The sequence below is a fragment of the Streptomyces sp. HUAS CB01 genome, from assembly GCF_030406905.1.
Lineage (GTDB): Bacteria > Actinomycetota > Actinomycetes > Streptomycetales > Streptomycetaceae > Streptomyces > Streptomyces chengbuensis.
The window spans coordinates 422,455-444,029 of sequence record NZ_CP129137.1 but is presented as its reverse complement, the minus strand read 5'-3'; the positions used below and the strand labels follow the sequence as shown (position 1 = coordinate 444,029).

At 73.4% G+C, this 21,575-nt stretch carries 14 protein-coding genes; 11 read left to right on the top strand and 3 right to left on the bottom strand.

What is annotated here, in order from left to right:
- Window positions 1-140: 140 nt before the first annotated feature.
- Window positions 141-851 (bottom strand): DUF429 domain-containing protein, encoded by a 711-nt coding sequence (locus QRN89_RS02075; protein ID WP_290347611.1) that lies wholly within the window; start codon window positions 849-851, stop codon window positions 141-143.
- A gap of 132 nt (window positions 852-983) precedes the next feature.
- Here QRN89_RS02075 and QRN89_RS02070 point away from each other — a divergent pair, with 132 nt between their 5' ends.
- The 5 genes from QRN89_RS02070 to QRN89_RS02050 all read left to right on the top strand — a co-directional run bounded on the left by QRN89_RS02070 (window position 984) and on the right by QRN89_RS02050 (window position 7,980).
- Window positions 984-1,853, top strand: coding sequence for an aldo/keto reductase (locus QRN89_RS02070; protein WP_290347610.1), 870 nt, complete (start codon window positions 984-986; stop codon window positions 1,851-1,853).
- A gap of 64 nt (window positions 1,854-1,917) precedes the next feature.
- Window positions 1,918-2,580 carry an NADPH-dependent F420 reductase gene (locus tag QRN89_RS02065; protein WP_390701828.1) on the top strand — a complete coding sequence of 221 codons (663 nt, stop codon included), beginning with the start codon at window positions 1,918-1,920 and terminating at the stop codon, window positions 2,578-2,580.
- 275 nt (window positions 2,581-2,855) lie between these two features.
- Complete coding sequence (locus QRN89_RS02060; RefSeq protein ID WP_392855189.1) at window positions 2,856-4,079, top strand: MFS transporter; 1,224 nt, start codon at window positions 2,856-2,858, stop codon at window positions 4,077-4,079.
- A gap of 351 nt (window positions 4,080-4,430) precedes the next feature.
- Window positions 4,431-6,230: a S8 family peptidase gene (locus QRN89_RS02055; RefSeq protein WP_399011659.1), complete on the top strand. Its 1,800-nt coding sequence runs from the start codon at window positions 4,431-4,433 to the stop codon at window positions 6,228-6,230.
- 265 nt (window positions 6,231-6,495) lie between these two features.
- Window positions 6,496-7,980, top strand: coding sequence for a peptide MFS transporter (locus QRN89_RS02050; RefSeq protein ID WP_290347608.1), 1,485 nt, complete (start codon window positions 6,496-6,498; stop codon window positions 7,978-7,980).
- A gap of 101 nt (window positions 7,981-8,081) precedes the next feature.
- Here QRN89_RS02050 and QRN89_RS02045 read toward each other — a convergent pair whose 3' ends face one another.
- Window positions 8,082-8,555 carry a lamin tail domain-containing protein gene (locus QRN89_RS02045; RefSeq protein WP_290347607.1) on the bottom strand — a complete coding sequence of 158 codons (474 nt, stop codon included), beginning with the start codon at window positions 8,553-8,555 and terminating at the stop codon, window positions 8,082-8,084.
- A 568-nt stretch (window positions 8,556-9,123) separates the two neighbouring features.
- Between QRN89_RS02045 and QRN89_RS02040 the strand changes: the two genes are divergently transcribed.
- Together QRN89_RS02040 and QRN89_RS02035 are read left to right on the top strand one after the other, a co-directional pair.
- Window positions 9,124-9,690 carry a PadR family transcriptional regulator gene (locus tag QRN89_RS02040; protein ID WP_290347606.1) on the top strand — a complete coding sequence of 189 codons (567 nt, stop codon included), beginning with the start codon at window positions 9,124-9,126 and terminating at the stop codon, window positions 9,688-9,690.
- A gap of 107 nt (window positions 9,691-9,797) precedes the next feature.
- A complete protein-coding gene (locus QRN89_RS02035; RefSeq protein ID WP_290347605.1) occupies window positions 9,798-11,516 on the top strand; it encodes an acyl-CoA dehydrogenase family protein in 1,719 nt (572 codons plus the stop codon).
- A 188-nt stretch (window positions 11,517-11,704) separates the two neighbouring features.
- On the opposite strand, the gene QRN89_RS02030 is transcribed toward QRN89_RS02035, so the two are convergent.
- Window positions 11,705-12,412, bottom strand: coding sequence for an AAA family ATPase (locus tag QRN89_RS02030; protein WP_290347604.1), 708 nt, complete (start codon window positions 12,410-12,412; stop codon window positions 11,705-11,707).
- Between the two features lie 338 nt (window positions 12,413-12,750).
- Here QRN89_RS02030 and QRN89_RS02025 point away from each other — a divergent pair, with 338 nt between their 5' ends.
- From QRN89_RS02025 to QRN89_RS02010, 4 genes are all read left to right on the top strand, one after another.
- The gene (locus QRN89_RS02025; protein WP_290347603.1) at window positions 12,751-14,139 is read left to right on the top strand and encodes an MFS transporter; all 1,389 of its coding nucleotides are present in this window, start codon (window positions 12,751-12,753) and stop codon (window positions 14,137-14,139) included.
- A 149-nt stretch (window positions 14,140-14,288) separates the two neighbouring features.
- A complete protein-coding gene (locus QRN89_RS02020) occupies window positions 14,289-15,584 on the top strand; it encodes an amino acid adenylation domain-containing protein (protein ID WP_290347602.1) in 1,296 nt (431 codons plus the stop codon).
- A gap of 369 nt (window positions 15,585-15,953) precedes the next feature.
- Window positions 15,954-19,100 carry a non-ribosomal peptide synthetase gene (locus tag QRN89_RS02015; RefSeq protein ID WP_290347601.1) on the top strand — a complete coding sequence of 1,049 codons (3,147 nt, stop codon included), beginning with the start codon at window positions 15,954-15,956 and terminating at the stop codon, window positions 19,098-19,100.
- A complete protein-coding gene (locus QRN89_RS02010; RefSeq protein WP_290347600.1) occupies window positions 19,100-21,574 on the top strand; it encodes an amino acid adenylation domain-containing protein in 2,475 nt (824 codons plus the stop codon). Before QRN89_RS02015 ends, QRN89_RS02010 begins: the two co-directional genes overlap by 1 nt.
- Window position 21,575: the final 1 nt, after the last annotated feature.

Here is a 21,575-nt window from a genome sequence, read left to right as displayed (position 1 = left end):
TCCCCGCCCGGCACGCGTGTGCCCCGCGGCTCTCGGCCCTCCCGCCCCGCACGCGGCGGCGGGACGTCACGCCGTCGCGGCGCACCGGTGGCCGCCCCTCCCGGTGACCGCGTCACGGGAAGGCGCCACCCCGGAAACGCTCAGTACCAGATGGCGATCGGGCGGCCCCCGTCGCCGGGCTCCGGAGGGTCCGGCAGGCTGCGGGCCCGGCCCCGGGCGATCCGGTCGGCGCTCCAGGCGGCGGCGGCAGCGTCCAGCACATCGTCCGGAGGCACGGCCCCCGCGTCGCCGAGGTCACCGGGGAGCACGATGCCCGCGTCCTCGAGGAGCGAGCGACGTGTCATCTGCCCCGCCCAGCTCTTCTTGCGGTACGACAGCGGGCGCCCACCCGCAAGCGCCCGGAACGACACCTCCGGATGCACCTCGCGGAGACGGTCGCCCCCGGCGTCGGCCAGACACGCGTTCGCCTCGCGCAGTTTGGCGGCCAGGCCCCAGCTCTGCCGGCTCAGCCCGGCGCCGGTCAGTTCCCGGCAACGGCGGTTCGCCGCCTCGTACCCCTCCTCCTGCCACACCGCACGCGGCGGTACCCGGAACACACTGCCGCGCAGCCTCCCCAGCAGGGCGGCGGCGTCCGCGTCGGCGCGCCGCCACCCCGTGTCCAGGAGCCCCAGCGGAATGTCCACGGCCACGACACGCGCGTCATCCGTCGCCTCGCCGTGCCCCGCGCCGCCCACCAGCGCACGCAGGCCCGTGCCGAAGCGCGCACCGTCGAACCGCCCGTCGCTGAGCGCGACCGCGACCCACCCGCCCGGGCAGGCGTCGACCCCGAGGACCCTCACCGCGTCACCCATGCCCGACAGCTTCCCTCCGACGGCGCCGGCACCCGCAATCCGTCCGGAATGCGGAACGGACGGAATACGGCGACCGCCGGCCGGGTTCACCCAGAGCGTCAGTGTCCCGCGGCACGCGAAAGGAACGCTCTGATGAGCACCACAGCCTCCCGCCCGGCCGACGCATCCGGCAGCTTCGCCCTCGGCGGCGACCTGACCGTCAACCGCCTCGGATTCGGAGCCATGCGGCTCACCGGGCCCGGCATCTGGGGCGAACCCGAGGACCCCGACGAGGCCGTGCGCGTGCTGCGCCGCGCCGTCGATCTGGGCGTCGACTTCATCGACACGGCCGACTCCTACGGCCCCTTCGTCAGTGAGCGCCTGATCCGCGAGGCGCTCCATCCGTACCCGGACGGTCTCGTCATCGCCACCAAGGCCGGTCTGGCCCGCTCGGGACCGGACGGCTGGAGCCCGCTGGGCCGCCCCGAGTACCTCCGTCAGCAGCTCGAACTGAGCCTCCGCCACCTCGGCGTAGAACGGATCGACCTGTACCAGCTGCACCGCATCGACCCGAAGGTGCCGACGGCCGACCAGCTGGGCGAACTGGAACTCCTCCGCCAGGAGGGCAAGATCCGCCACATCGGCCTCTCCGAGGTGACCGTCGACCAGCTCGAGGAGGCCCGCGCGTACGCGGACGTCGTCTCCGTGCAGAACCTGTACAACCTCGCCGACCGCGGCGCCGAGGACGTCGTCCGCTACGCGGAGTCCCGGAACATCGCCTTCATCCCGTGGTTCCCCATCGCCACGGGCGAACTCGCGCGCCCCGGCGGACCTCTCGACACCGCCGCCCGGCGGCACGGGGCCACTCCCGCGCAGCTGGCCCTGGCCTGGCTGCTGCGCCGCTCCCCGGTCATGCTCCCCATCCCCGGCACGTCGAGCGTCGCGCACCTCGAGGAGAACGTCCGGGCGGCGGAGATCGACCTGACCGACGACGAGTTCGAGGAACTCGCCAAGGCCGTCTGACCCCGGCGCGGCTGCGCCCTGCCGGGGAACCGTGTCCAACGACCCACCATCCGAGGGGACAACCATGAAGATCGGCATCATCGGAGCGGGCAACATCGGCGGGAACCTCACCCGGAGGCTGACCGCCCTGGGCCACGACGTCTCGGTGGCCAACTCCCGGGGTCCGCAGACCCTGACCGCACTCGTCGAGGAGACCGGAGCCACCGCGGCCGACGCGAAGGACGCGGCTCGCGACGCCGAGGTCGTCGTGGTCACCGTGCCGCTCAAGAGGGTCCCGGACCTGCCGTCGGGCCTGTTCGAGGGCGCCGCCGACGGCTTCGTCGTGATCGACACCGGCAACTACTACCCCAGGGAGCGCGACGGCCGCATCCCGGAGATCGAGGACGGGGGACTCACCGAGAGCCGCTGGACCGAGAGCCACGTGGGCCACCCCGTCGTCAAGGCCTTCAACGGCACCTACGCACAGGACCTCCTCGAACGCCCCCGGCCCGCGGGTGACCCCGAGCGCATGGCCCTGCCCGTCGCCGGGGACGACGAACGGGCCAAGCGCGTCGTCCGCGCCCTGATCGACGAGCTCGGCTTCGACACGGTCGACGCCGGCGGCATCGACGACTCCTGGCGTCAGCAGCCCGGTACCCCCGTGTACGGCCTGCGCGCCGGGGCGGAGGCGGTGGGCAAGGCCCTGGCCGAGGCGTCCCCCGAACGTCCGGCGGCCTTCCGGGGGTGACGCCGTACGCGATGCGGGCGGCGGCCCCGATCCCTGGGCCGCCGCCCGCCCGCCGGGGGGTTCCCGCGGATTCCGAGGGATCCCGGACGGAGGCGCCTCGTCGGGGCCGGCCTGGCGACGCCCGGGCGGGGACGGCAGCGCGGCCCGTGCGCCCCGGGCCGCGCGGACCGTACGGGTGACCGGGCATGCGGCGGGACCACGTCCGGTCGGCGGACCGTGACGCCCCCACGTCGTGGCGGGCGGTCCTGACGGGCCGTCACTCGTAGGGTGCCGGGATGGTCGAGCGCACGGGCGGGACAGCCGGGACGGACCGCGGCGGAGCCGGCGGGGCACGGCTGGGATATCCGGCGGCTGCGGCCGTGTTCGCGATCGGCATGGCCGGGACGACGCTCCCCACCCCGCTGTACGGGCTCTACCAGGAACAGATCGGCTTCTCCGAGCTGATGGTGACGGTCGTCTTCGCCGTGTACGCGATCGCCGTCATCACCGCCCTGCTGGTCGCCGGCAACTACTCCGACGTCGTCGGGCGCCGGCCCGTGCTGCTGGCCGCCATGGGCTTCTCGGCCGCCAGCGCCTGCTGCTTCCTGCTGGAGACCGGTCTGCCGCTGCTGTTCGCGGGACGTTTGCTGTCCGGCTTCGCGGCCGGGCTCCTCAGCGGCGCCGCGACCGCCGCCGTCATCGAACTCGCCGCGCCCGGGAAGAAGGCGCGCGCCGCCTTCGCGGCCACCGCCGCGAACATGGGCGGCCTGGGCTGCGGACCGCTGCTGTCCGGGCTGCTCGCGGAGTACGCGCCCTGGCCGCTGCACCTGGTCTTCTGGGTGCACCTGGGCCTGATCGCGGTGGCCTGCGTACTGACGTGGCTGCTGCCCGAGACGGTCGAGGACCCGCGGCGATGGCCACGGCTGAGCCCGCAGGGGATCTCCGTACCGCCCGGGGTGAAAGGCGTCTTCGTGCCCGCGTCCGTCGCGGCGTTCGCCGGCTTCGCCCTGCTCGGGCTGTTCACGGCGGTGGCGCCCAGCTTCGTGGCGCGGACCCTGGACGTGCACAACCTCGCCGTGTCCGGAGCCGTCGTGTTCTCCGTGTTCCTGGCCTCGACCATCGGCCAGTCGCTGACGCCGAAGGTCGGCGCCGTCCGTGCGCTCCCCGTCGGCTGCGCAGTCCTCGTCGGCGGACTGCTGCTGGTGGCCTCGTCCCTGCTCGCCGAGTCCCTGCCCCTGCTCGTCCTGGGCGCCCTCTTCGGCGGCACCGGCCAGGGCCTCGCCTTCCGGGCCGCCCTCACCCTGGTCAGCGGCGCGGCGCCGCCGGATCACCGGGGCGGCACCATTTCGGCGTTCTTCGTCGTCGCGTACGCCGGCATCTCGCTCCCCGTGGTGGGCGTCGGCGCGCTGGCGATGGGGCTGGGCCTGCGCACGGCGGGTCTGGTCTTCGCCGGCTGCGTCACGGTGGTCGCCGCCTGCGCGGGCGCGTACGCGGCACTCCACCCGCCGGTACGCGGCTGACGCCCCGCTTCGCGGGGGCCGGGGGCACCTGACGACCCGGCGGAACCGCACCGCCATCCGGACGTGGGGCGACGCGGCTGCCAAGTCCGGGGTGGACGGCCGGCGGTGAACAGCGACGGCGTACGCCCGCTCGCTGTCCGAATGCCGGGGGCGGACGGCCGTCTGCCGGTGAGACAAGCCGTTCGAGTCGGGTTCAAACCGGGCGGAATGGCACCCAACCACTTGTCCGACGGGGCCAGTTGGGCGCCGGAACGCCTTCCCTTGCGGCGTCGCGGTCTGAGATCTTGCGTCCATTCCGTTCATCACACGCCCGGTATGCGCCTCGGCGCGGCCGGGCTTTCGGAGGATGCATTGCCTACCCCCCTCATATCCAGCCGCCTGAGACGTCCGCTCGTGGCGGCCGCCGCCGTCGGCGCCGCTCTGCTGACGGCCGTCCCCGCGAGTGCCGCGCCGGCCGCGCCGGCCGCGCCCGCGGCGGCGAGCGCGTCCGCGGCGCCCGCCGCGCCGCAGGCCGTCTGGGCCGCCGGGACCCGCGCGTACCTGGTGATCACCGCCCCCGGTGACACGTCCGCCGTGCGCAACGCCGTCACCGCCAACGGCGGGACGGTCTTCGCGCACCACGACGCCATCGGCGTGATCGTGGCGCACTCCGCGTCGTCGGCGTTCGCCGGCACCATGCGCGGCGTCGCCGGGGTGCAGCAGGTCGGTGCGACCCGCACCTCGGACGTCCCCGCGGACGCGTACAACCCCGCGCTGCCCGCGACCCCGTCGCAGTCGCCGACCACTCTCACCGAGTCCAACCGCTGGGACATGACCCAGATCAAGGCGGACAAGGCGTGGGCGGTCAGCACCGGTTCCTCCTCGGTCAAGGTCGGTGTCCTCGACACCGGCGTCGACGACCTGCACCAGGACATCGCGCCCAACTTCAACGCGGCCGACTCGGTCTCCTGCGCCTACGGCCGGCCCGACACCCGCGCGGGTGCCTGGCGCGACATCGGCGACCACGGGACACACGTCGCGGGCACCATCGCCGCGGCGAAGAACGGCAAGGGCGTCATCGGTGTCGCTCCCGGTGTGCGGATCTCCTCCGTCCGTATCGCCGAACCCACCACGAGCATGTTCTTCGCCGAGAACACCATCTGCGGCTTCATGTGGGCCGGTGACCACGGCTTCAAGGTCACCAACAACAGCTACTACACCGATCCGTGGATGTTCAACTGCCCGGACGACGCCGACCAGGCCGCGATCATCGAGGGCGTGAAGCGGGCCCAGCAGTACGCGGAGGGCAAGGGCTCGCTCCAGGTCGCCGCCGCCGGCAACTCCAACTACGACCTGGCGAACAAGCGGACCGACACCTCCAGCCCCAACGACTCGACGCCGGTGACCCGCACCATCACCAACGCGTGCATCGACATCCCGACCGAGCTGCCCGGCGTCGTCACGGTCGCGGCGATGGGCAACGGCAACGTCAAGGCGTCGTACTCCAACCTCGGACGGAACATCATCGACGTCGCCGCCCCCGGTGGTGACGGTGCGTCAGGGGTGTACTCCACCCTCCCGGGCGGCAAGTACGGCAACATGAACGGCACGTCGATGGCCTCCCCGCACGTGGCGGGCGTCGCCGCGCTGCTGGCGAGCACCGACCCGAGCGCGACGCCGGCCGATCTGCGTGCCCGCCTTGCCGCACAGGCCAACGACACCGCCTGCCCCTCCGACAGCCGCTGCACGGGCACGACCGCCAACAACGCCTTCTTCGGCGAGGGTCAGGTCGACGCGCTGAAGGCGGTCGGCGGCACGCCGCCCCCGGCCCGCTACTTCGAGAACACCGCCGACGTGGCCGTGAACGACAACGCCACCGTCGAGTCCCCGATCACCGTGACCGGTGTCGCGGGCAACGCCCCCTCCGCGCTCAAGGTCGGTGTGGACATCAAGCACACCTACCGCGGTGACCTGGTGCTGTCCCTCGTCGCCCCCGACGGCTCGGTGTACCTGCTCGAGGACGTCCCGGACGGTGACGGGGCCGACAACGTCGTGAAGACGTACACGGTGAACGCCTCCTCGGAGGCGGCCGCCGGCACCTGGAAGCTGCGCGTACGGGACACCGCCGCCCAGGACACGGGCCGGATCGACGCCTGGAACCTCACCTTCTAGGCCGTGTTGCGAAAGCAGCTCCGTCCCGCCCGCAGGGCGGGGCCAGGAGGGGCTTTCGCAACACGTCCCAGCAGCACGGCCGAGCACGACAAGGGGCCCCGGGGAGCGCGTCCGCGCCCTCCCCGGGGCCCGTGCCGTGCCCCCGCGCCCAAGGGGGCACGGTTCCGGCGAACGCCGTCAGCCGCGCGAGCGGGAAGGCGTGGCGAACGGCCGGACGGGCTCCGGATGCATAGGTTCTGCATCACCGCCGTCCGAAAGGTGCAAAGTGGTCAGTACGCCCGAGGCTCCCGAAACCACCCGTACATTCTTCGGACACCCCAGGGGTCTGTCCACGCTCTTCCTCACCGAGATGTGGGAGCGCTTCAGCTACTACGGCATGCGGGCCCTGCTCGCCGTCTATCTCGCCGCGCCCAAGAGCGAGGGCGGCCTCGGCTTCCCGGACAACACGGCCATCGCCATCTTCAGCGTCTACCTCTCGATGGTCTATCTGCTGACACTGCCGGGCGGTTGGGTGTCCGACCGGTTCCTCGGCCCGAGGAAGGCGGTGACGGTCGCCTGCGTGATCATCATGATCGGGCACTTCCTCCTGGCCGTCCCCACCGAGGGCTTCTTCTTCGCCGGGCTGTTCTTCGTGGCCATCGGGTCCGGCCTGGTCAAGGCCAACATCTCGACCATGGTCGGCCATCTCTACGTGGGCCCGCTGGAATGGCGCCGCGACAGCGCCTTCACCATCTTCTACATGGGCATCAATCTGGGTGCCTTCTTCGCTCCGCTGGTGATCGGCACCATCGGCCAGAAGGTCGGTTACCACCTCGGGTTCGCGGTCGCCGGCGTCGGCATGGCCCTGGGACTGGTGCAGTACCTCCTCGGGCGGCGCTGGCTGAGCCCCCACAGCGACGTCGTGCCCTCGCCCATGGACGCGGCACACCGCAGGGCCATGGTGAGGAAGGGACTCCTGTGGCTCCTGGTGCCCGTCGCCGTCTACACGGTCCTCGGCCTCTCCGGCCACTACACGCTGAACTGGGTCATCGTCCCGCTCACCGTCCTCGGCCTGGTGTTCCCCGCCTGGACGCTGATGCGCATCAGAAGGGACCCGGAGCTCACGCCGGCGGAACAGCAGCGGATGACCGCCTACGTCTGGCTGTTCGTGGCGGCGGCGGTCTTCTGGATGATCTACGACCAGGGCGGCTCGACGCTCAACCTCTTCGCCGAGAAGAACACCGACACCGTGGTCGCGGGCATCGACTTCCCGTCCAGCTGGTTCCAGTCGCTGAACCCGCTGTTCATCATGGCCCTCGGACCCGTCTTCGCCTGGCTCTGGCAGTGGCTCGCCGCGCGGGACAAGGAGCCCTCCACGCCGGTCAAGTTCGGTCTCGGCCTCATCCTGGTCGGACTGTCCTTCGCCGTCTTCCTGCCGGCCCTCACGGCCGCCTCGGGCGGCTCCCCGGTCTCCCCCATGTGGCTGGCCGTCATCTATCTCGTGCAGACCGTGGGCGAGTTGTGCCTTTCCCCCGTCGGTCTCTCGGTGACCACCAAGCTCGCACCGGAGAAGTACGGCAGTCAGATGATGGGCGTGTGGTTCCTCGCGGTGACCGCGGGGGACTGTGTGACGTCGCTGGCCTCGCTGGCCGGGGCGAACCTGGACGGGCGGCCGTTCGTCGTCGTCGAGGTGGCGGTCGCGGTGGCCGTGGGCGCGCTCATCCTGGCCTTCCGCGAGCAGATCGCCCGGCGGTTCGTCGGGCACCACTGACGGTCCCCGCGGCCGTCGCCCCCGGGGATCTTCGGGGCGGGGAATGGCCCGGGGGCCGGTCGCGTGGTGCGGCCGGCCCTCGGGTTTGCGGGGGTGTGGGGTCAGTGGCGGTGTCCGAAGCGGCCCCAGGACTTGGTGTCGATGGTGCGGCCGTGGTCGTTGCGGAGGGTGGCGGTGTCGCGGTTGTCCCAGATGTAGTTGCGGCGGTCCTGGTAGACGTCGGTGCGGGTGTCGCGGCCGATGCCGGTGTGGACGCGGACGCTGGAGCGTCCGTTGAGGCGGAGGTGGTCGAAGCGGTAGCGGTTGCCGTCGCGGTCGCTGAGGGTGTAGCCGCGGAGGTTGACCGCGTGTCGGCCGGTGTTGCGGACCTCGACCCATTCGGCGTTGAGGCTGCGGTTGGAGTGGTCGTCGCGTCCGGGGCTGTCGTACTGGACCTGTCCGATGACGACCGTCGACCGGAAGCCGTTGTGCCGGTCGTGGTCGGCCGCGGTCGCCGGCAGCGCGGCCGCCGCGAGCAGTGCGCCGGAGGCGAGTGCGGTGGCGACGATGCGGCGGGTGATGCGGGAAGCAGACATGTGGATGCCCCTTCGTGGACGTGCCTGACAAGGTCCTGTTCGGGGGCCTTGTGCGGCGGTTCGGGTTCCCGGCTTGCTGCCGAGGGCCCTCACTGTGGCCTGGTCGCGGACCCGACGAGACGCAAACCGGACGCTATGACGAAATGCGGACATGTCCGTAACCCTTGCCTGCAAGGGGCATGTGCTTCGCATCCGTCCCGAACGGAAGTGGTTTCCTGTTGCACCGATCCGTTCATTGATCAACAACAAGCGGTTTCCAGCGCCCCACGCGCCCCTCGTTCATGCGGGGGTGTGCCGCCGCGAAAAGGGGTGGTTTTGTGTAACAGCGTCACTGTTTCGCCGCTCGAACGGGCAGCCCTGCATCGTGCTTTCGTGCGGTTTCCGGGCGGCGGTCGGGCGGGGCCGCCGCGTACGGCCCCGTGGCGCGGGCGCTCTTCAGCGGATCGGCACATCGCCGTCGGGACTGAAGGGCTCGTGAGGGTGGCGTCGCCACCGGGCCGGGTGAGCCGTGTCTCATCCGCGCCCGGCCGCTTGTCTATGCAACGAGTTGCATAGAAGGATCGTGAGCATGGCGCTCGAACACGCGATCCTCGTCTCCCTGCTGGAGAAGCCCGGCTCCGGCTATGAGCTCGCGCGCCGGTTCGAGCGGTCCATCGGGTACTTCTGGACCGCGACCCACCAGCAGATCTACCGCGTCCTCAAGCGCATGGAGGGCGACGGCCTGCTGGAGGCCCGCGAAGTGGCCCAGCAGGGCCGGCCGGACAAGAAGGAGTACTCCGTCGCCGGTCCCGGCCGCACCGCCCTCTCGCAGTGGCTGCACGAGCCGGTCGAACCCGAGAGCATCCGGCACGAACTCGCCGTGAAGATCCGGGGAGCCGCCTTCGACGACCCGGCGGCGCTGGTCTCCGAGGTCGAGCGGCACCGCGAGACCCACCGCGACCGGCTCGCGCACTACCTCTCGGGGGAGCGGCGGGACTTCACCGGGCCCGAAGCGCACCTGCCGCTCGACGCCGGGCAGGAGCTCCAGCACGTCGTGCTGCGCGGCGGCATCGCCTACGAGCGGATGACCATCGCCTGGCTCGACGACGTCCTCGCCACCCTCCACCGGCTCGGCGCCGCACCTCCGGGCACCTGAACCGCGCGGCCGCCCGGGCCGTGCCGAACGCCCGCGGCAGCCCACCCGTACCGCTTCGCACCGTCGACGCACCGCATCCGACCCTCGACCCCCGGAAGGCGTACCCCATGGCCGACCAGCTCCTGTTCAACCCGCGCACCTACGACCCGGCGCACTTCGACCCCGAGACCCGCAGGCTGCTGCGCGCCACGGTCGACTGGTTCGAGGCCCGGGGCAAGCGCAGGCTGATCGAGGACTACCGCTCCCGCGTCTGGCTGGAGGACTTCCTCGCCTTCGCCGCCAAGGAGGGCCTGTTCGCCACCTTCCTCACCCCGGCCCGCGACGCCGGCCGGCCGGACCAGCGCTGGGACACCGCCCGTATCGCCGCCCTCAACGAGATCTTCGGGTTCTACGGGCTCGACTACTGGTACGCCTGGCAGGTCACCATCCTCGGCCTCGGGCCCGTGTGGCAGAGCGACAACGCCGCCGCCCGCGCCCGCGCGGCCGAACTCCTCTCCCAGGGCGAGGTGTTCGCCTTCGGGCTCTCCGAGAAGAGCCACGGCGCCGACATCTACTCCACGGACATGCTGCTGGAGCCGGACGGCGACGGCGGCTTCCGGGCGACCGGCTCGAAGTACTACATCGGCAACGGCAACGCGGCCGGGCTCGTCTCCGTCTTCGGTCGCCGCACCGACGTCGAGGGGCCGGACGGCTACGTGTTCTTCGCGGCCGACAGCCGGCACCCGGCGTACCACCTCGTGAAGAACGTCGTCGACTCCTCGAAGTACGTCAGCGAGTTCCGGCTCGAGGACTACCCGGTGGCTCCCGAGGACGTCCTCCACACCGGCCGCGCCGCCTTCGACGCCGCCCTCAACACCGTCAACGTCGGCAAGTTCAACCTCTGCACCGCCTCGATCGGCATCTGCGAGCACGCGATGTACGAGGCCGTGACCCACGCCCACAACCGCATCCTGTACGGCCGTCCCGTGACCGCCTTCCCGCACGTGCGGCGCGAACTGGCCGACGCTTACGTACGCCTCGTCGGGATGAAGCTCTTCAGCGACCGTGCCGTCGACTACTTCCGCTCCGCCGGCCCGGACGACCGCCGCTACCTCCTCTTCAACCCGATGACCAAGATGAAGGTGACCACCGAGGGCGAGAAGGTCATCGACCTGATGTGGGACGTCATCGCGGCCAAGGGCTTCGAGAAGGACAACTACTTCGCCCAGGCGGCGGTCGAGATCCGGGGCCTGCCGAAGCTCGAGGGCACGGTCCACGTCAACCTCGCGCTGATCCTGAAGTTCATGCGCAACCACCTGCTGGACCCGGTCGCCCATCCGGAGGTGCCGACCCGGCTCGACGCCGCCGACGACGACTTCCTCTTCCGGCAGGGCCCGGCGCGGGGCCTCGGCTCCATCCGCTTCCACGACTGGCGCACCGCCTTCGACGCCTGTGCCGGGGTGCCCAACGTCGCCCGCTTCCGCGAACAGGCCGACGCCCTGTGCGAGTTCGTCACCACGGCGGCCCCCGACGAGGAGCAGAGCCGTGACCTGGACCTCCTCCTCGCCGTCGGCCAGTTGTTCGCCCTCGTCGTGCACGGCCAGCTGATCCTCGAGCAGGCCCGGCTGACGGGCCTGGACGAGGACGTGCTCGACGAGCTCTTCTCGGTCCTCGTCCGCGACTTCTCCGGCCACGCCGTCGAACTCCACGGGAAGGACTCCGCCACCGAGCAGCAGCAGAGCTGGGCCCTGGGCGCCGTCCGCCGGCCGGTCGTCGACGAGGCACGTTCGGCTCGTGTCTGGGAGCGCGTCGAGGCGCTGGCCGGGGCGTACGAGATGGCGCCCTGAGCCGGGGGCACCCGGCGGCCGCCCGTGTGCGGGGGCGGCCGCCGCGCTGACGGCCGGCCCCGGACTCCCGTGCATCCGATGGGGGGTCGGGGGCGGAAGAAGACGCCGGAGCCCCTGTCTCACACGTCGGCGGGACAGGGGCTCGCCCTCGTGGCGGGGCGCGGAAGAGTCGTGGAGAGGAGGGGCCCTCAGCCGAGGACGTGGCGCAGATAGGCCCGGGGGTCGGCCAGATAGCGGCGCCAGTGGTCCACGAGGGCGAGTTCGTCCCACGCGGCACGGCGCATGCCGTGCTCCCCGACCTCCACGATGTCGGCCCCGGGGAGGGCGGTCAGCAGCGGGGAGTGCGTGGCGCAGACCACCTGGCCGCCCTTCCCCACCAACTCGTCGATGTGCCCGATCAGTTCCAGGCACGAGCCGAAGGACAGGGCGGCCTCCGGCTCGTCCATGACATAGAGCCCGGGCTGCAGGAACTTGTGCCGGAAGGCCGCCAGGAAGCCTTCGCCGTGGCTGACGGAGTCCGGGGCGAACCCCTCCCGGTCCAGCGCGTCCAGAGCCGTCTCGGCGCGCAGGAAGAAGCCCCTGCGCGCCGACCAGCTGCCCATCATGCGCCGCCCCCGCGGCGCGGCGTCGAAGCGGATCCGCTCGCCCAGGGCGGACTTGGGGCGGTGGCTCGCGTAGCGCCAGTCGTGCGAACCGCCCCAGGAGTCCAGCCCGAAGCCCTCGGCGAGCGCTTCGACCAGGGTGGACTTGCCCGAGCCGTTCTCCCCCACGAGGAAGGTCACCGGCGCGGTGAAGCGCAGCCCGTCCGCCAGCAGGTCACGGACGCACGGTACGTCCCAGGGCCAGGCGTCCTCGTGGCGCGAGTCCCCGACTGCGTACGCACGTTCGATGATCACGGTTCGAGTCTCTCACGGGGTGTGTCCCTGAGTGTCACTCACGTTCCATAGCGGGCGGAATGACCGCTTCAGTCCCGGGGTGATCGGAGGTGGCTGTTTTCGGTCAGGATTTGAGCGGTCACTCTCCGTGGGGGACGGCTGAGCGGACATCCGGGGTGCTTCCCTCGTCGCTGGGGGTGCCCGGATTCGGTGCGGGCGCCGCACGAAAGGCATTCATGCGGATGTACCTCGGGTACAGAGAAACTTTTACTGAAGTATCGCCGAAGCAGCGCAAGAATCGACCGAAAGTGGCTGTGAGCTTTTGACTGCTGATCGGCCGTTCAGTGAATGTCGTTCACATGTCCGTCACATCCCGAGCCGCCGCCGGCGGCCCGATGCGCATACGTGACTTCCGGCTGCTGCTCGCGGGAGCGGCCACCGGACAGCTCGGCGCCCATGTCACACTGGTGGCCCTGCCGCTCGTGGCCGTCCTCGAACTCGACGCCTCCGCCTTCCAGGTGGGCCTCCTCACCGCCGCGGAGACCGCGGCGTTCCTGCTCATCGGACTGCCCGCCGGCGCCCTCACCGACCGGATGCGCAAGCGCCCCCTGATGATCCGGGCGGACCTGGTGCGCGCCGCCGCCATGGCGAGCATCCCCGCCGCCGCGGTCGCCGACGTCCTGACGATGGTTCAGCTCTACGTCGTCGCGCTCGTCGTCGGCGTGGCGACCGTCTTCTTCGATGTCGCCCACCAGAGCTACCTCCCGCAACTCCTGCCCCATCACCAGCTCGTCGCGGGCAACGGCGCGCTCGAGACGGTCCGCTCCACCGCCCAGGTGACCGGTCCCGGCATCGGCGGCGGACTCGTCCAGCTCGCCGGAGCGCACCTCGCCGTCATCGCCGACGCCGTCGGATACATGCTCTCCGCGCTGTTCCTCCTCGGTGTCAAACGGCCCGAGGAACGGCCCGAGCCCACCCCCGGCGGCTCCCTGCGCCAGGACATCGGCGAGGGTGTCCGCTTCGTCACCCGCCATCCGCTGCTCCGCGTCATCGCCCTCACGACGGGCCTCGCCAACCTCTGCACCGCCGTCCTCATGGCGACGCAGACGGTCCACCTCGTCCGCACCGTCGGACTGCGGCCCGGGGCGCTCGGCCTGGTCCTGTCCGCCTCGGCCGTCGGCGGGCTCCTCGGCGCCCTGTGTGCCGCCCGGCTCGCCGCACGGCTGGGGCAGGCCAGGCTCATCCGCCTCTCCGCCCTCGCGACCGGACCGTTCGCCGTGCTGTGGCCCCTGTCCGGCCCGGGCGTCCCCGGCGCGGTCCTCTTCGCCACCGGGTCCGCTGCCGTCTCCTTCGGCGCCGTCGTCTACAACGTCGCGCAGGTCAGCTTCCGCCAGGCGCTGTGCCCGCCCAGGCTGCTCGGCCGGATGAACGCCACCCTGCGCTTCCTCATGTGGGGGACCCTGCCCCTCGGGGCCCTCCTCGGCGGCGCCCTCGCCGAGTCCTTCGGGCCGCGCACGGCACTCGCCTGCTGCGCCGCCGGGTTCCTCGCGGTACCGCTGCCGCTGCTGCTGTCCCCGATGCGCCGGATGCGCGACCTGCCGACGCCCCACGGCCTCCCGGACGACGGCCTCCCGGACGACAGCGTGCCCGAGTCGGCCGGGCACGGCGGCACCGGGCCCGAGGCGCCCCGGGCCGGCGCATCCGGCGAGGTCGCGGACGGCGACGAACGGCCCGTGCCCGCCCGCTGAACCACCGTCACACGCCCGTGCGGCGGACACGCCGTACGAACCGCGCATCACACCGCGGCGGTCGCACGCGCAAGGCCGACGGCGGCACCCGCCCGAACGCGACCCATCGCCCCCTCCCGCGCACCCGCGGCCACGACAGAGAGGACCACGTGCTCAGCATCACGAGCCAGTACCTGGCCCGCTACCGGCACCTCACCGCCGGCGACCGGACAGACGACCTGCTGCCCGTCACCGGAGCACAGCGGCGCTTCGTACTGGTGCGTTCGCTGGACCGGTCGGGACGACCCGACGTGGTGCCGATGTTCTTCGCCTTCCCCTCCGGCACCGTCGACGTCGAACGCCTCCGGGCGGCGGCCCGCGGCGTGGCCGCGCGGCACACCGCCCTGCGCTCGCGACCCGCCGTGGTCCGCGGAACGCCCGTCCTCCGCGCCGGGGAACCGGACGTCCCCGTTTCACGGCCGGCCCCCGCTCCGGGTGAGCGGCCCGCGGACACGCTCCGCCGCGCGCTCGCCGCCTGGGACCCGGACGGCCCACCGCTGCGGCTGTTCCTCGTACGGGACGACCGGGGCCGGGACGACGACGTCCTCGCCGTCGTCCTGGACCACGCCGTGTGCGACGGCCGCTCGCTGACCCGGATCGTCGAGGAACTCGGCGCCGCCTACGCCGAGACCATCACGGCGAGCCCTCCCGCCCCGGAGGAGACGGAGGCCGAACTCGCCGCCTACCGGGAGGCCGTCCTCCTGCAACTCGCCGCGGAGGAACGGGCGGACACCACCGAGGCGGCGGCCTACTGGGCGGACCGGCTCCGCGCCGTACGCGAGCAGGCCCCGACCGCGCGCCCGGAACGCGTGCCCGCCGGAGCGCTCCCGAGCGGTTCGGCCGAGGCCCTGCTGCCCGCCCACGACGACACCGTGCCCTTCCCCGAACTGCTCGACGCCTGCCGCTCCGCCGCGCGGGCGCTCTACGGACCCGGCAGCGTCGTCCCGCTCGGCTACCCCTGGGGCGGCCGCCCCGCCGGTGCGGAGCCGGTCGTCGGCTGCTTCCTCAACACCGTCGTCTTTCCCGCGGCCACCGGCCACGGCCCGGCACCGGAGGTGACGGCCGACGCCTGGTGGGACGATCTCGACCGCGCCGACGCGCCCTTCGACGCGGTCGTGAGCGCCGCGCGGTCGGCCGGCTCGGGCTGGACCGGACGCCTCGACGGACTGCTGACCGTGGACGACGACCGCCGCCGGCCCCCGCTGCGGCTGGCCGGTGTCGAGGGCCGGGAGATCCACGTCGACGGCCGGACCGTACGGGGGCCCTTCGCCGTGTCCGTCACCCAGGGGGCCGAACTCCGTCTGCGGATGGTCTGGGACCGTGCCGTCCTCGACGACCGCACAGCGAACGAGGCTTTCGAGGCCCTCGCCGACGCGCTGCGCCCACCGGGACGGCCCGTGGACTGACACGCCACGCCACCCGGAGTGCGCACGGTGACCCGGCGCACGGGCGGACACGGCACGCCGGCCCGTACTCCCGGCGAGCCGCCCCGGCACCCGGGGCACCGACACCGCGTCCGCAACCCACCGGGGAGCCGGGACCACGGCGGACGACCGCGTCACCGCCCCTCCACGCGCCACCGCGTCAACGGCCCACGGCCGGGGTGGCGCCCCGGCGCGCCACCCCGACGTACCACCCCGTCCGACGCACCACCGCGCGACCCGCGGAGCGCCCGGACGCCCACAGACGGCCACCACCGTGACCGCCCGCAGGACCACCGCCGGCCACGATCGTGACCGGCCGGACAACCGACCCGACGACCTCAGGGATCGCCCATGCTTCCGCTCTCCTCCTCGCAGGAGATCGTCTGGCTGCACGAGCAGATGCAGCCGGGCAGCCGTGCCTACAACTTCACCGCCGCACTCGACCTGTGGGGCACTCTCGACACCGAGGCGCTGCGCCGCGGGCTCGCCGCCACCCTGGAGCGCCACCCCGGCCTGCGGCTCGAACTCGTCGCCTCCGCCGGATCCGTACCGGGGCAGCGGGTCGCGGAGAAGTGCCCGCCGCGGCTGCGCACGGTCGACCTCGGCGGGGAAGGGGACCCCGAGGCGGCCTTCGCCGAACTGCTGCGCGCCGAGGCCGAGTCCCCGCTCGACACCTTCGATGCACCGCTGCTCCGCTGGACGCTCGTGCGCCTCGCCGAGCGCCACCACCGGCTGATCCACGTCGAGCACCACCTGATCCACGACGGGCACTCCTTCGCGATCCTGCTCGACGACGTGTTCCGCGTGTACCGCGCCCACGTCCTCGGCGAGCCCGTGGAACTCCCGCCCGCCTCCTCGTACGCGGACCACGTCCGCAGCCGGGTCGAGACCGCGTACGCACCCGAGAGCCTCGACTTCTGGCGGACGGAACTCCGCGACCAGCCCCACGACCTGCCACTGCCCGGCCTCGCCCGCCCCGGCGCCCGGCGCAGGCACCACGGCGGGCAGCTGCGCCAGTCGATCGGCGCCGACCTCGCCGGGCGGCTGCGCGAACACGCCCGCGCGCGCGGCCTCACCCCGTTCGCCACGCTCCTCGGGCTGTTCGCCGAACTCCTGCGCCGGCACAGCGGACGGTCCCGGATGGTCGTCGGCACCGCCGTCGGCAACCGTCCGCGGGGTTACGAGGACGCGGTCGGCATGTTCGTCAACACCATCCCGCTGCCGCTCGCCCTGGACGCCGCCGCGCCCGCACAGGACGCCATGGACGAGGTCACCGACACCCTCATCCGCGCGCTCCCGCACCAGGACGTACCGGTCCAGGAGCTGACGCGGATGCTCGGCATGCACTCCACGGGCGCCGACAACCCGCTGTTCTCCGTCATGTTCAGCGCCCATGACGCCCCCCTCCCCGAGATCGACGTACCCGGCCTGGACATCACCCTCTTCGAGGGGTTCAACACCGGCACCACCCGGTTCGACCTCGACGTGGTGCTGCTGCCGGACGACCGGCGCGGCGTCACCCCGCGCCACGGCGCGGCCGGTATGACCCTGGTCTGGGACTACGACGCCGACCTCCTCGGAGAGGACGTGGCACGGTTGCTCGCCGGCCGGTTCCTGGACCTGCTCCGGGCCTACCTCGACACCCCGGGGGCCCCGCTGGCCGATCTCGCGCCCGCGGCCCCGGAGCCGGCCGCCGCGGCCGTGCCCGTCCCGGCGGACCGCGACCCGCTCGACCCCGTGGCCGGCCACGACCCGTACCTGCCCGCGCTGCTGTCCGGCGCCCGGCGCCTCACCTACGGAGAACTGGACGCGCGCGTCAGCTCGCTCGCGCAGCGGCTGCGCGCCGCGGGTGTGACGCCCGGACAGCCGGTGGCCGTCGTCCTGCCCAGGAGCGCCGACTCCGTCGTCGCCCTCCTCGCCTGTCTGCGGACCGGCGCCGTCTACTGCCCGCTGTCCCCCTCCGACCCGCCCGCCCGGCTCGAACTGCTGCTGCAGCGGCTGGGCCCCGCGCTGGTGCTCATCGGCGAGGGCGACCCGGCCGTACCGGACGGACTGCCCGCCGCCCGGGTCGACGCACCCGTGCTGCCCCGTGCACGCGAGGCCGCGGTGCTGCCCGGCACCACGTACGTCATCCACACCTCCGGCTCCACCGGGACCCCGAAGCCCGTCGCCGTCGGGCGCGCGGCGCTCGAACACCATCTGACGGCGACCGCCGACCGATTCGGCCTCGCCGCCGGGGACCGGGTCCTGATGTTCGCCCAGCCGTCGTTCGACGTGGCCCTGGAGGAGGTCCTGCCGACCCTGTACGCCGGGGCGTGCCTGGTCCTCCCCGACCACGAGGTGCCCACCGGCACGGAGCTCGCCGACCTGCTCGCGTCCGCACGCGTGACCGTGGCCAACCTGCCCACCAGCTACTTCCTCGCCACCCGCGAGGACCTGCGGCCCGCGCTGCGCGACGGGAGCCGGGCCCCGCGGCTGCTCGTCCTCGGCGGCGAGCGGCTCCCCGCGGACGCCCTCCGCGACGCCCTCGCCGACACCGACGCGACCGTCCTCAACGTGTACGGCGTCACCGAGGCGGCCATCAGCTCCACCGTCCACGAGATATCCCGCGAGGCCCTCGCCGAGGGTGCCGAGATCCCCCTCGGCACCGAACTCCCGGGCGAACGCGTTCACGTCCTGGACGCCCACCACCGTCCCCTGCCGTCCGGCGCCGTCGGTGAACTCGCCATCGCCGGGCCGGGCCTCGCCGAGGGGTACGCGGGGAACCCGGAGGCCACGGCCGCCCGTTTCGTCACCGTCGACGCACTCGGCGGGGAGCGCGTGTACCTGACCGGTGACCTCGGCTACCGCGGACTGGACGGCCTCCTGTACTTCCTGGGCCGCCGGGACAACCAGATCAAGCTCCGCGGCCACCGCATCGAGCTGGAGGAGATCGAGGCGGCGGCGTCCGCCGCGCTCGGCGGCCGGTCCTGCGCCGTCGTCCTGGACCGCGAGACGGCCGGAGGCCCACGGCTCGTCGGTTTCCTCGAAGAGGGGGGAGACGGCGCGGAGTTCGACGAGAAGGCGCTGCACGCCGAGCTGAGCCGCCGGCTGCCCGGCCCCCTCGTCCCCGCGCGCTGGGCACGCCTCGACACCATGCCGACCCTCCCCGGCGGCAAGCCGAACCGGACCGCGCTCGCCCGCCGCGCGGCGGCACTCGAACCCGTCGCACCCGCACCCGCACCCGCGGCTGGGCCCACGGCCGACGCCGCACCGGACGACCCGATGACGGCCCTGCTCGCGGAGGGCTGGCGCGAAGTCCTCGGCCACAGCCGGTTCGACGCGCGCTCCCACTTCTTCCGCAGCGGAGGCCACTCCCTGCTCGCCGCCGAGCTTGCGGCCTGGCTCGAGCCCCGGCTGGGCACGCGCCCGCCGCTGAAGGTGCTCTTCCGCAACCCCGTGCTCGCCGACCAGGCCGACGCCCTCGCAGCCACCGCCACCCTCTCGACGGAGTCGTGATGACCCAGCCCCTGACCACCCCCGACACCGCACCGGCCCGCGACGACGCGTCCGCCGAGGTCGCCGCCACGGTGACCGCCGCCGACCCCGCCTCCGCCGCCGGTACGTCGGCCGGCCGCGATATGGCGTCCGCCGGCCGCCCGGAGGCGACGTCCGCCGCCGGTACTGCCCCGGCGTCCGCCGCCGGCACTGCCCCTGGCACTGCCCCCGCGTCGCCCGCCGAGGCCGACACGATGTCCGCCGTCGGCATGGGCCTGGGGTCCGATGCCGGCCTCGCCCCCGCGTCCGCCGGTACTGCCCCGGCGTCCGCCGCCGGCACTGCCCCTGGCACTGCCCCCGCGTCGCCCGCCGAGGCCGACACGATGTCCGCCGTCGGCATGGGCCTGGGGTCCGATGCCGGTCTCGCCCCCGCGTCCGCCGGTACTGCCCCGGCGTCCGCCGCCGGCCCCGCGTCCGCCGGTACGTCGGCCGGCCGCGATGTGGTGTCCGCCGGCCGCCCGGAGGCGACGTCCGCCCTCGGCACGGCGACCCGCCCCGACCCGGCGTCCGCCGTCGACGCCGTGACCGCTCCCGACGCCGCCCCCCTCCGCACCGATGCGCCCCGCGGCTCCGCCCCCGACGGACCCGCCGGTGTTCCGTCGAGCGTCGCCCACGGCCCCGCGGCCGAACCGACCGGCGTCCTCGCCCGCTTCGAGGACTGGGTCCGGCGTACCCCGCAGGCCCCGGCCGTGATCGACGGCGACCGCACCTGGACGTACCGGGACATCGACACCGCCGCCGCGCGCGTCACGACCGCCCTGAGCGACCGCGTACGGCCCGGTGACCTCGTCGGCGTCTGCCTCGACCGGTCCGCGGCCCTCGTGGTGACCGCCGTCGCGCTCGCCCGCGCCGGTGCCGTCTACCTGCCGCTCGGCCCCCGTCCCGGCGAGCGCCGCACCGAGGCCGTCACGGAGGACCTCGACGTCGTCTGCCTCATCGGCGACCCCGCCGTCCTGCCTCCCCGCCACCGTGCCGGGGAGCGGACCCCGCTGCCCCTGCCCACCGAGGGCAGCAACGCCCCGGCCGCCCCCGTGGCCGCTTTCACCGCCCCTGCCACCGGCGCACGACGCGCGCCCGAGGGCGCCCTGTACGCCGTCCTCACCTCCGGCTCCACGGGCCGGCCCAAGGCGGTCGCCGTGGCCGAGCCCGCCCTGTCCGTAGCCCTCGACTGGTACCGGTCCGAGACCGGTCTCGCACCCGGCGACCGCCAGTCCCTGCTCATCGGTGTCGCCTTCGACCCGCACCTGCTGGAGCTGTGGGCCGGACTCACCTCCGGCGCGGCCCTCGTCCCCGCGCCCGACGACGTCCGCTGGGACTCGCGCGTCCTCACCGACTGGTGGCGCGACGCCGCCGTCACCGTGTCCGTGGCGGCCACCCCCATGGTGGAACCGCTGCTCGACCGGCCGTGGCCGCAGGACCTGAAGCTGCGTCATCTGGTGGTCGGCGGCGACCGTATGCGCCGGCGGCCCGGCCGCGACGTCACCGCCACCGTGCACAACGCCTACGGTCCCGCGGAAGCCACCGTCGTCACCACCACGTACGCCATGCGCGGCACCGACGCGAAGGCGGGCTGCCCGGAACCGCCGCCGATCGGCACGCCCCTGCCGGGCGTCACGGTCGTCGTCACCGGGGACGACGGCCGGCCCGTGGCCCGCGGACAGGACGGTGAACTCCGCATCGGCGGCCACTGCCTGGCGCTCGGCTACCTCGACCCCGAGCTCACCGCACGCCGCTTCACCGCCCCGCCGCAGGACCCGCCGCTGCCCGGCGTCGAACGCCTCTACCGCACCGGCGACCGGGTACGGATGACCGCCGACGGCAGCCTCGAGTTCCTCGGCCGCCTCGACGACCAGGTCAAGATCAGTGGCGTGCGGATCGAACCGGCCGAGGTGGAGGCCGCGTTCGAGCGCGACCCGGCCGTCCACAGCGCCGTCGTGACCGTGCTGCGCGACGCGTCCGGCACCGCGCGCCTCGTCGCCCACGTGCGGCCCGCCGCCGGTGGCGAACCCGCGGCCGGCGACCTGCTGGCGGCGGTCCGCGCCTGGCTCCCCGAGCAGGCCGTGCCCACCGCCGTGCGCGTCGTCGACGGCTACCCCCTGGACGCCAACGGCAAGGTGGACCGGGCCGCCCTGGCGGCCGTGGCACCGGATCCCGCCGGGACCGCGGCGACCGCAGACGACCCCGCCGGCGCCACACCCACCGAACGGCTCGTCCTCGCGACCGTACGGGACCTCCTCGGCCGGCCCGGGACCACACTCGACGACAACTTCACCGACGCCGGCGGCACCTCCGTCGTCGCCGCCAGGCTGCTCACCGCCGTCGAGCGCGCGACCGGCGTCCGGCTGCGCGCCCCCGAACTGCTGCGCAGCACCGATCTGCGCGCCTTCGCCGCCCTCCTCGACGAGCGACGCACCCCGCGACCGGAAGGAGCCTGAG

Coding starts and splice junctions, on each gene's coding strand:
- QRN89_RS02065 (WP_390701828.1), top strand. CDS start 1,918: ATGAAGATCGGCATCATCGGAGCGGGCAACATCGGCGGGAACCTCACC.
- QRN89_RS02025 (WP_290347603.1), top strand. CDS start 12,751: ATGTCCGTCACATCCCGAGCCGCCGCCGGCGGCCCGATGCGCATACGT.
- QRN89_RS02010 (WP_290347600.1), top strand. CDS start 19,100: ATGACCCAGCCCCTGACCACCCCCGACACCGCACCGGCCCGCGACGAC.
- QRN89_RS02070 (WP_290347610.1), top strand. CDS start 984: ATGAGCACCACAGCCTCCCGCCCGGCCGACGCATCCGGCAGCTTCGCC.
- QRN89_RS02075 (WP_290347611.1), bottom strand. CDS start 851: ATGGGTGACGCGGTGAGGGTCCTCGGGGTCGACGCCTGCCCGGGCGGG.
- QRN89_RS02015 (WP_290347601.1), top strand. CDS start 15,954: ATGCTTCCGCTCTCCTCCTCGCAGGAGATCGTCTGGCTGCACGAGCAG.
- QRN89_RS02060 (WP_392855189.1), top strand. CDS start 2,856: ATGGTCGAGCGCACGGGCGGGACAGCCGGGACGGACCGCGGCGGAGCC.
- QRN89_RS02035 (WP_290347605.1), top strand. CDS start 9,798: ATGGCCGACCAGCTCCTGTTCAACCCGCGCACCTACGACCCGGCGCAC.
- QRN89_RS02045 (WP_290347607.1), bottom strand. CDS start 8,555: ATGTCTGCTTCCCGCATCACCCGCCGCATCGTCGCCACCGCACTCGCC.
- QRN89_RS02040 (WP_290347606.1), top strand. CDS start 9,124: ATGGCGCTCGAACACGCGATCCTCGTCTCCCTGCTGGAGAAGCCCGGC.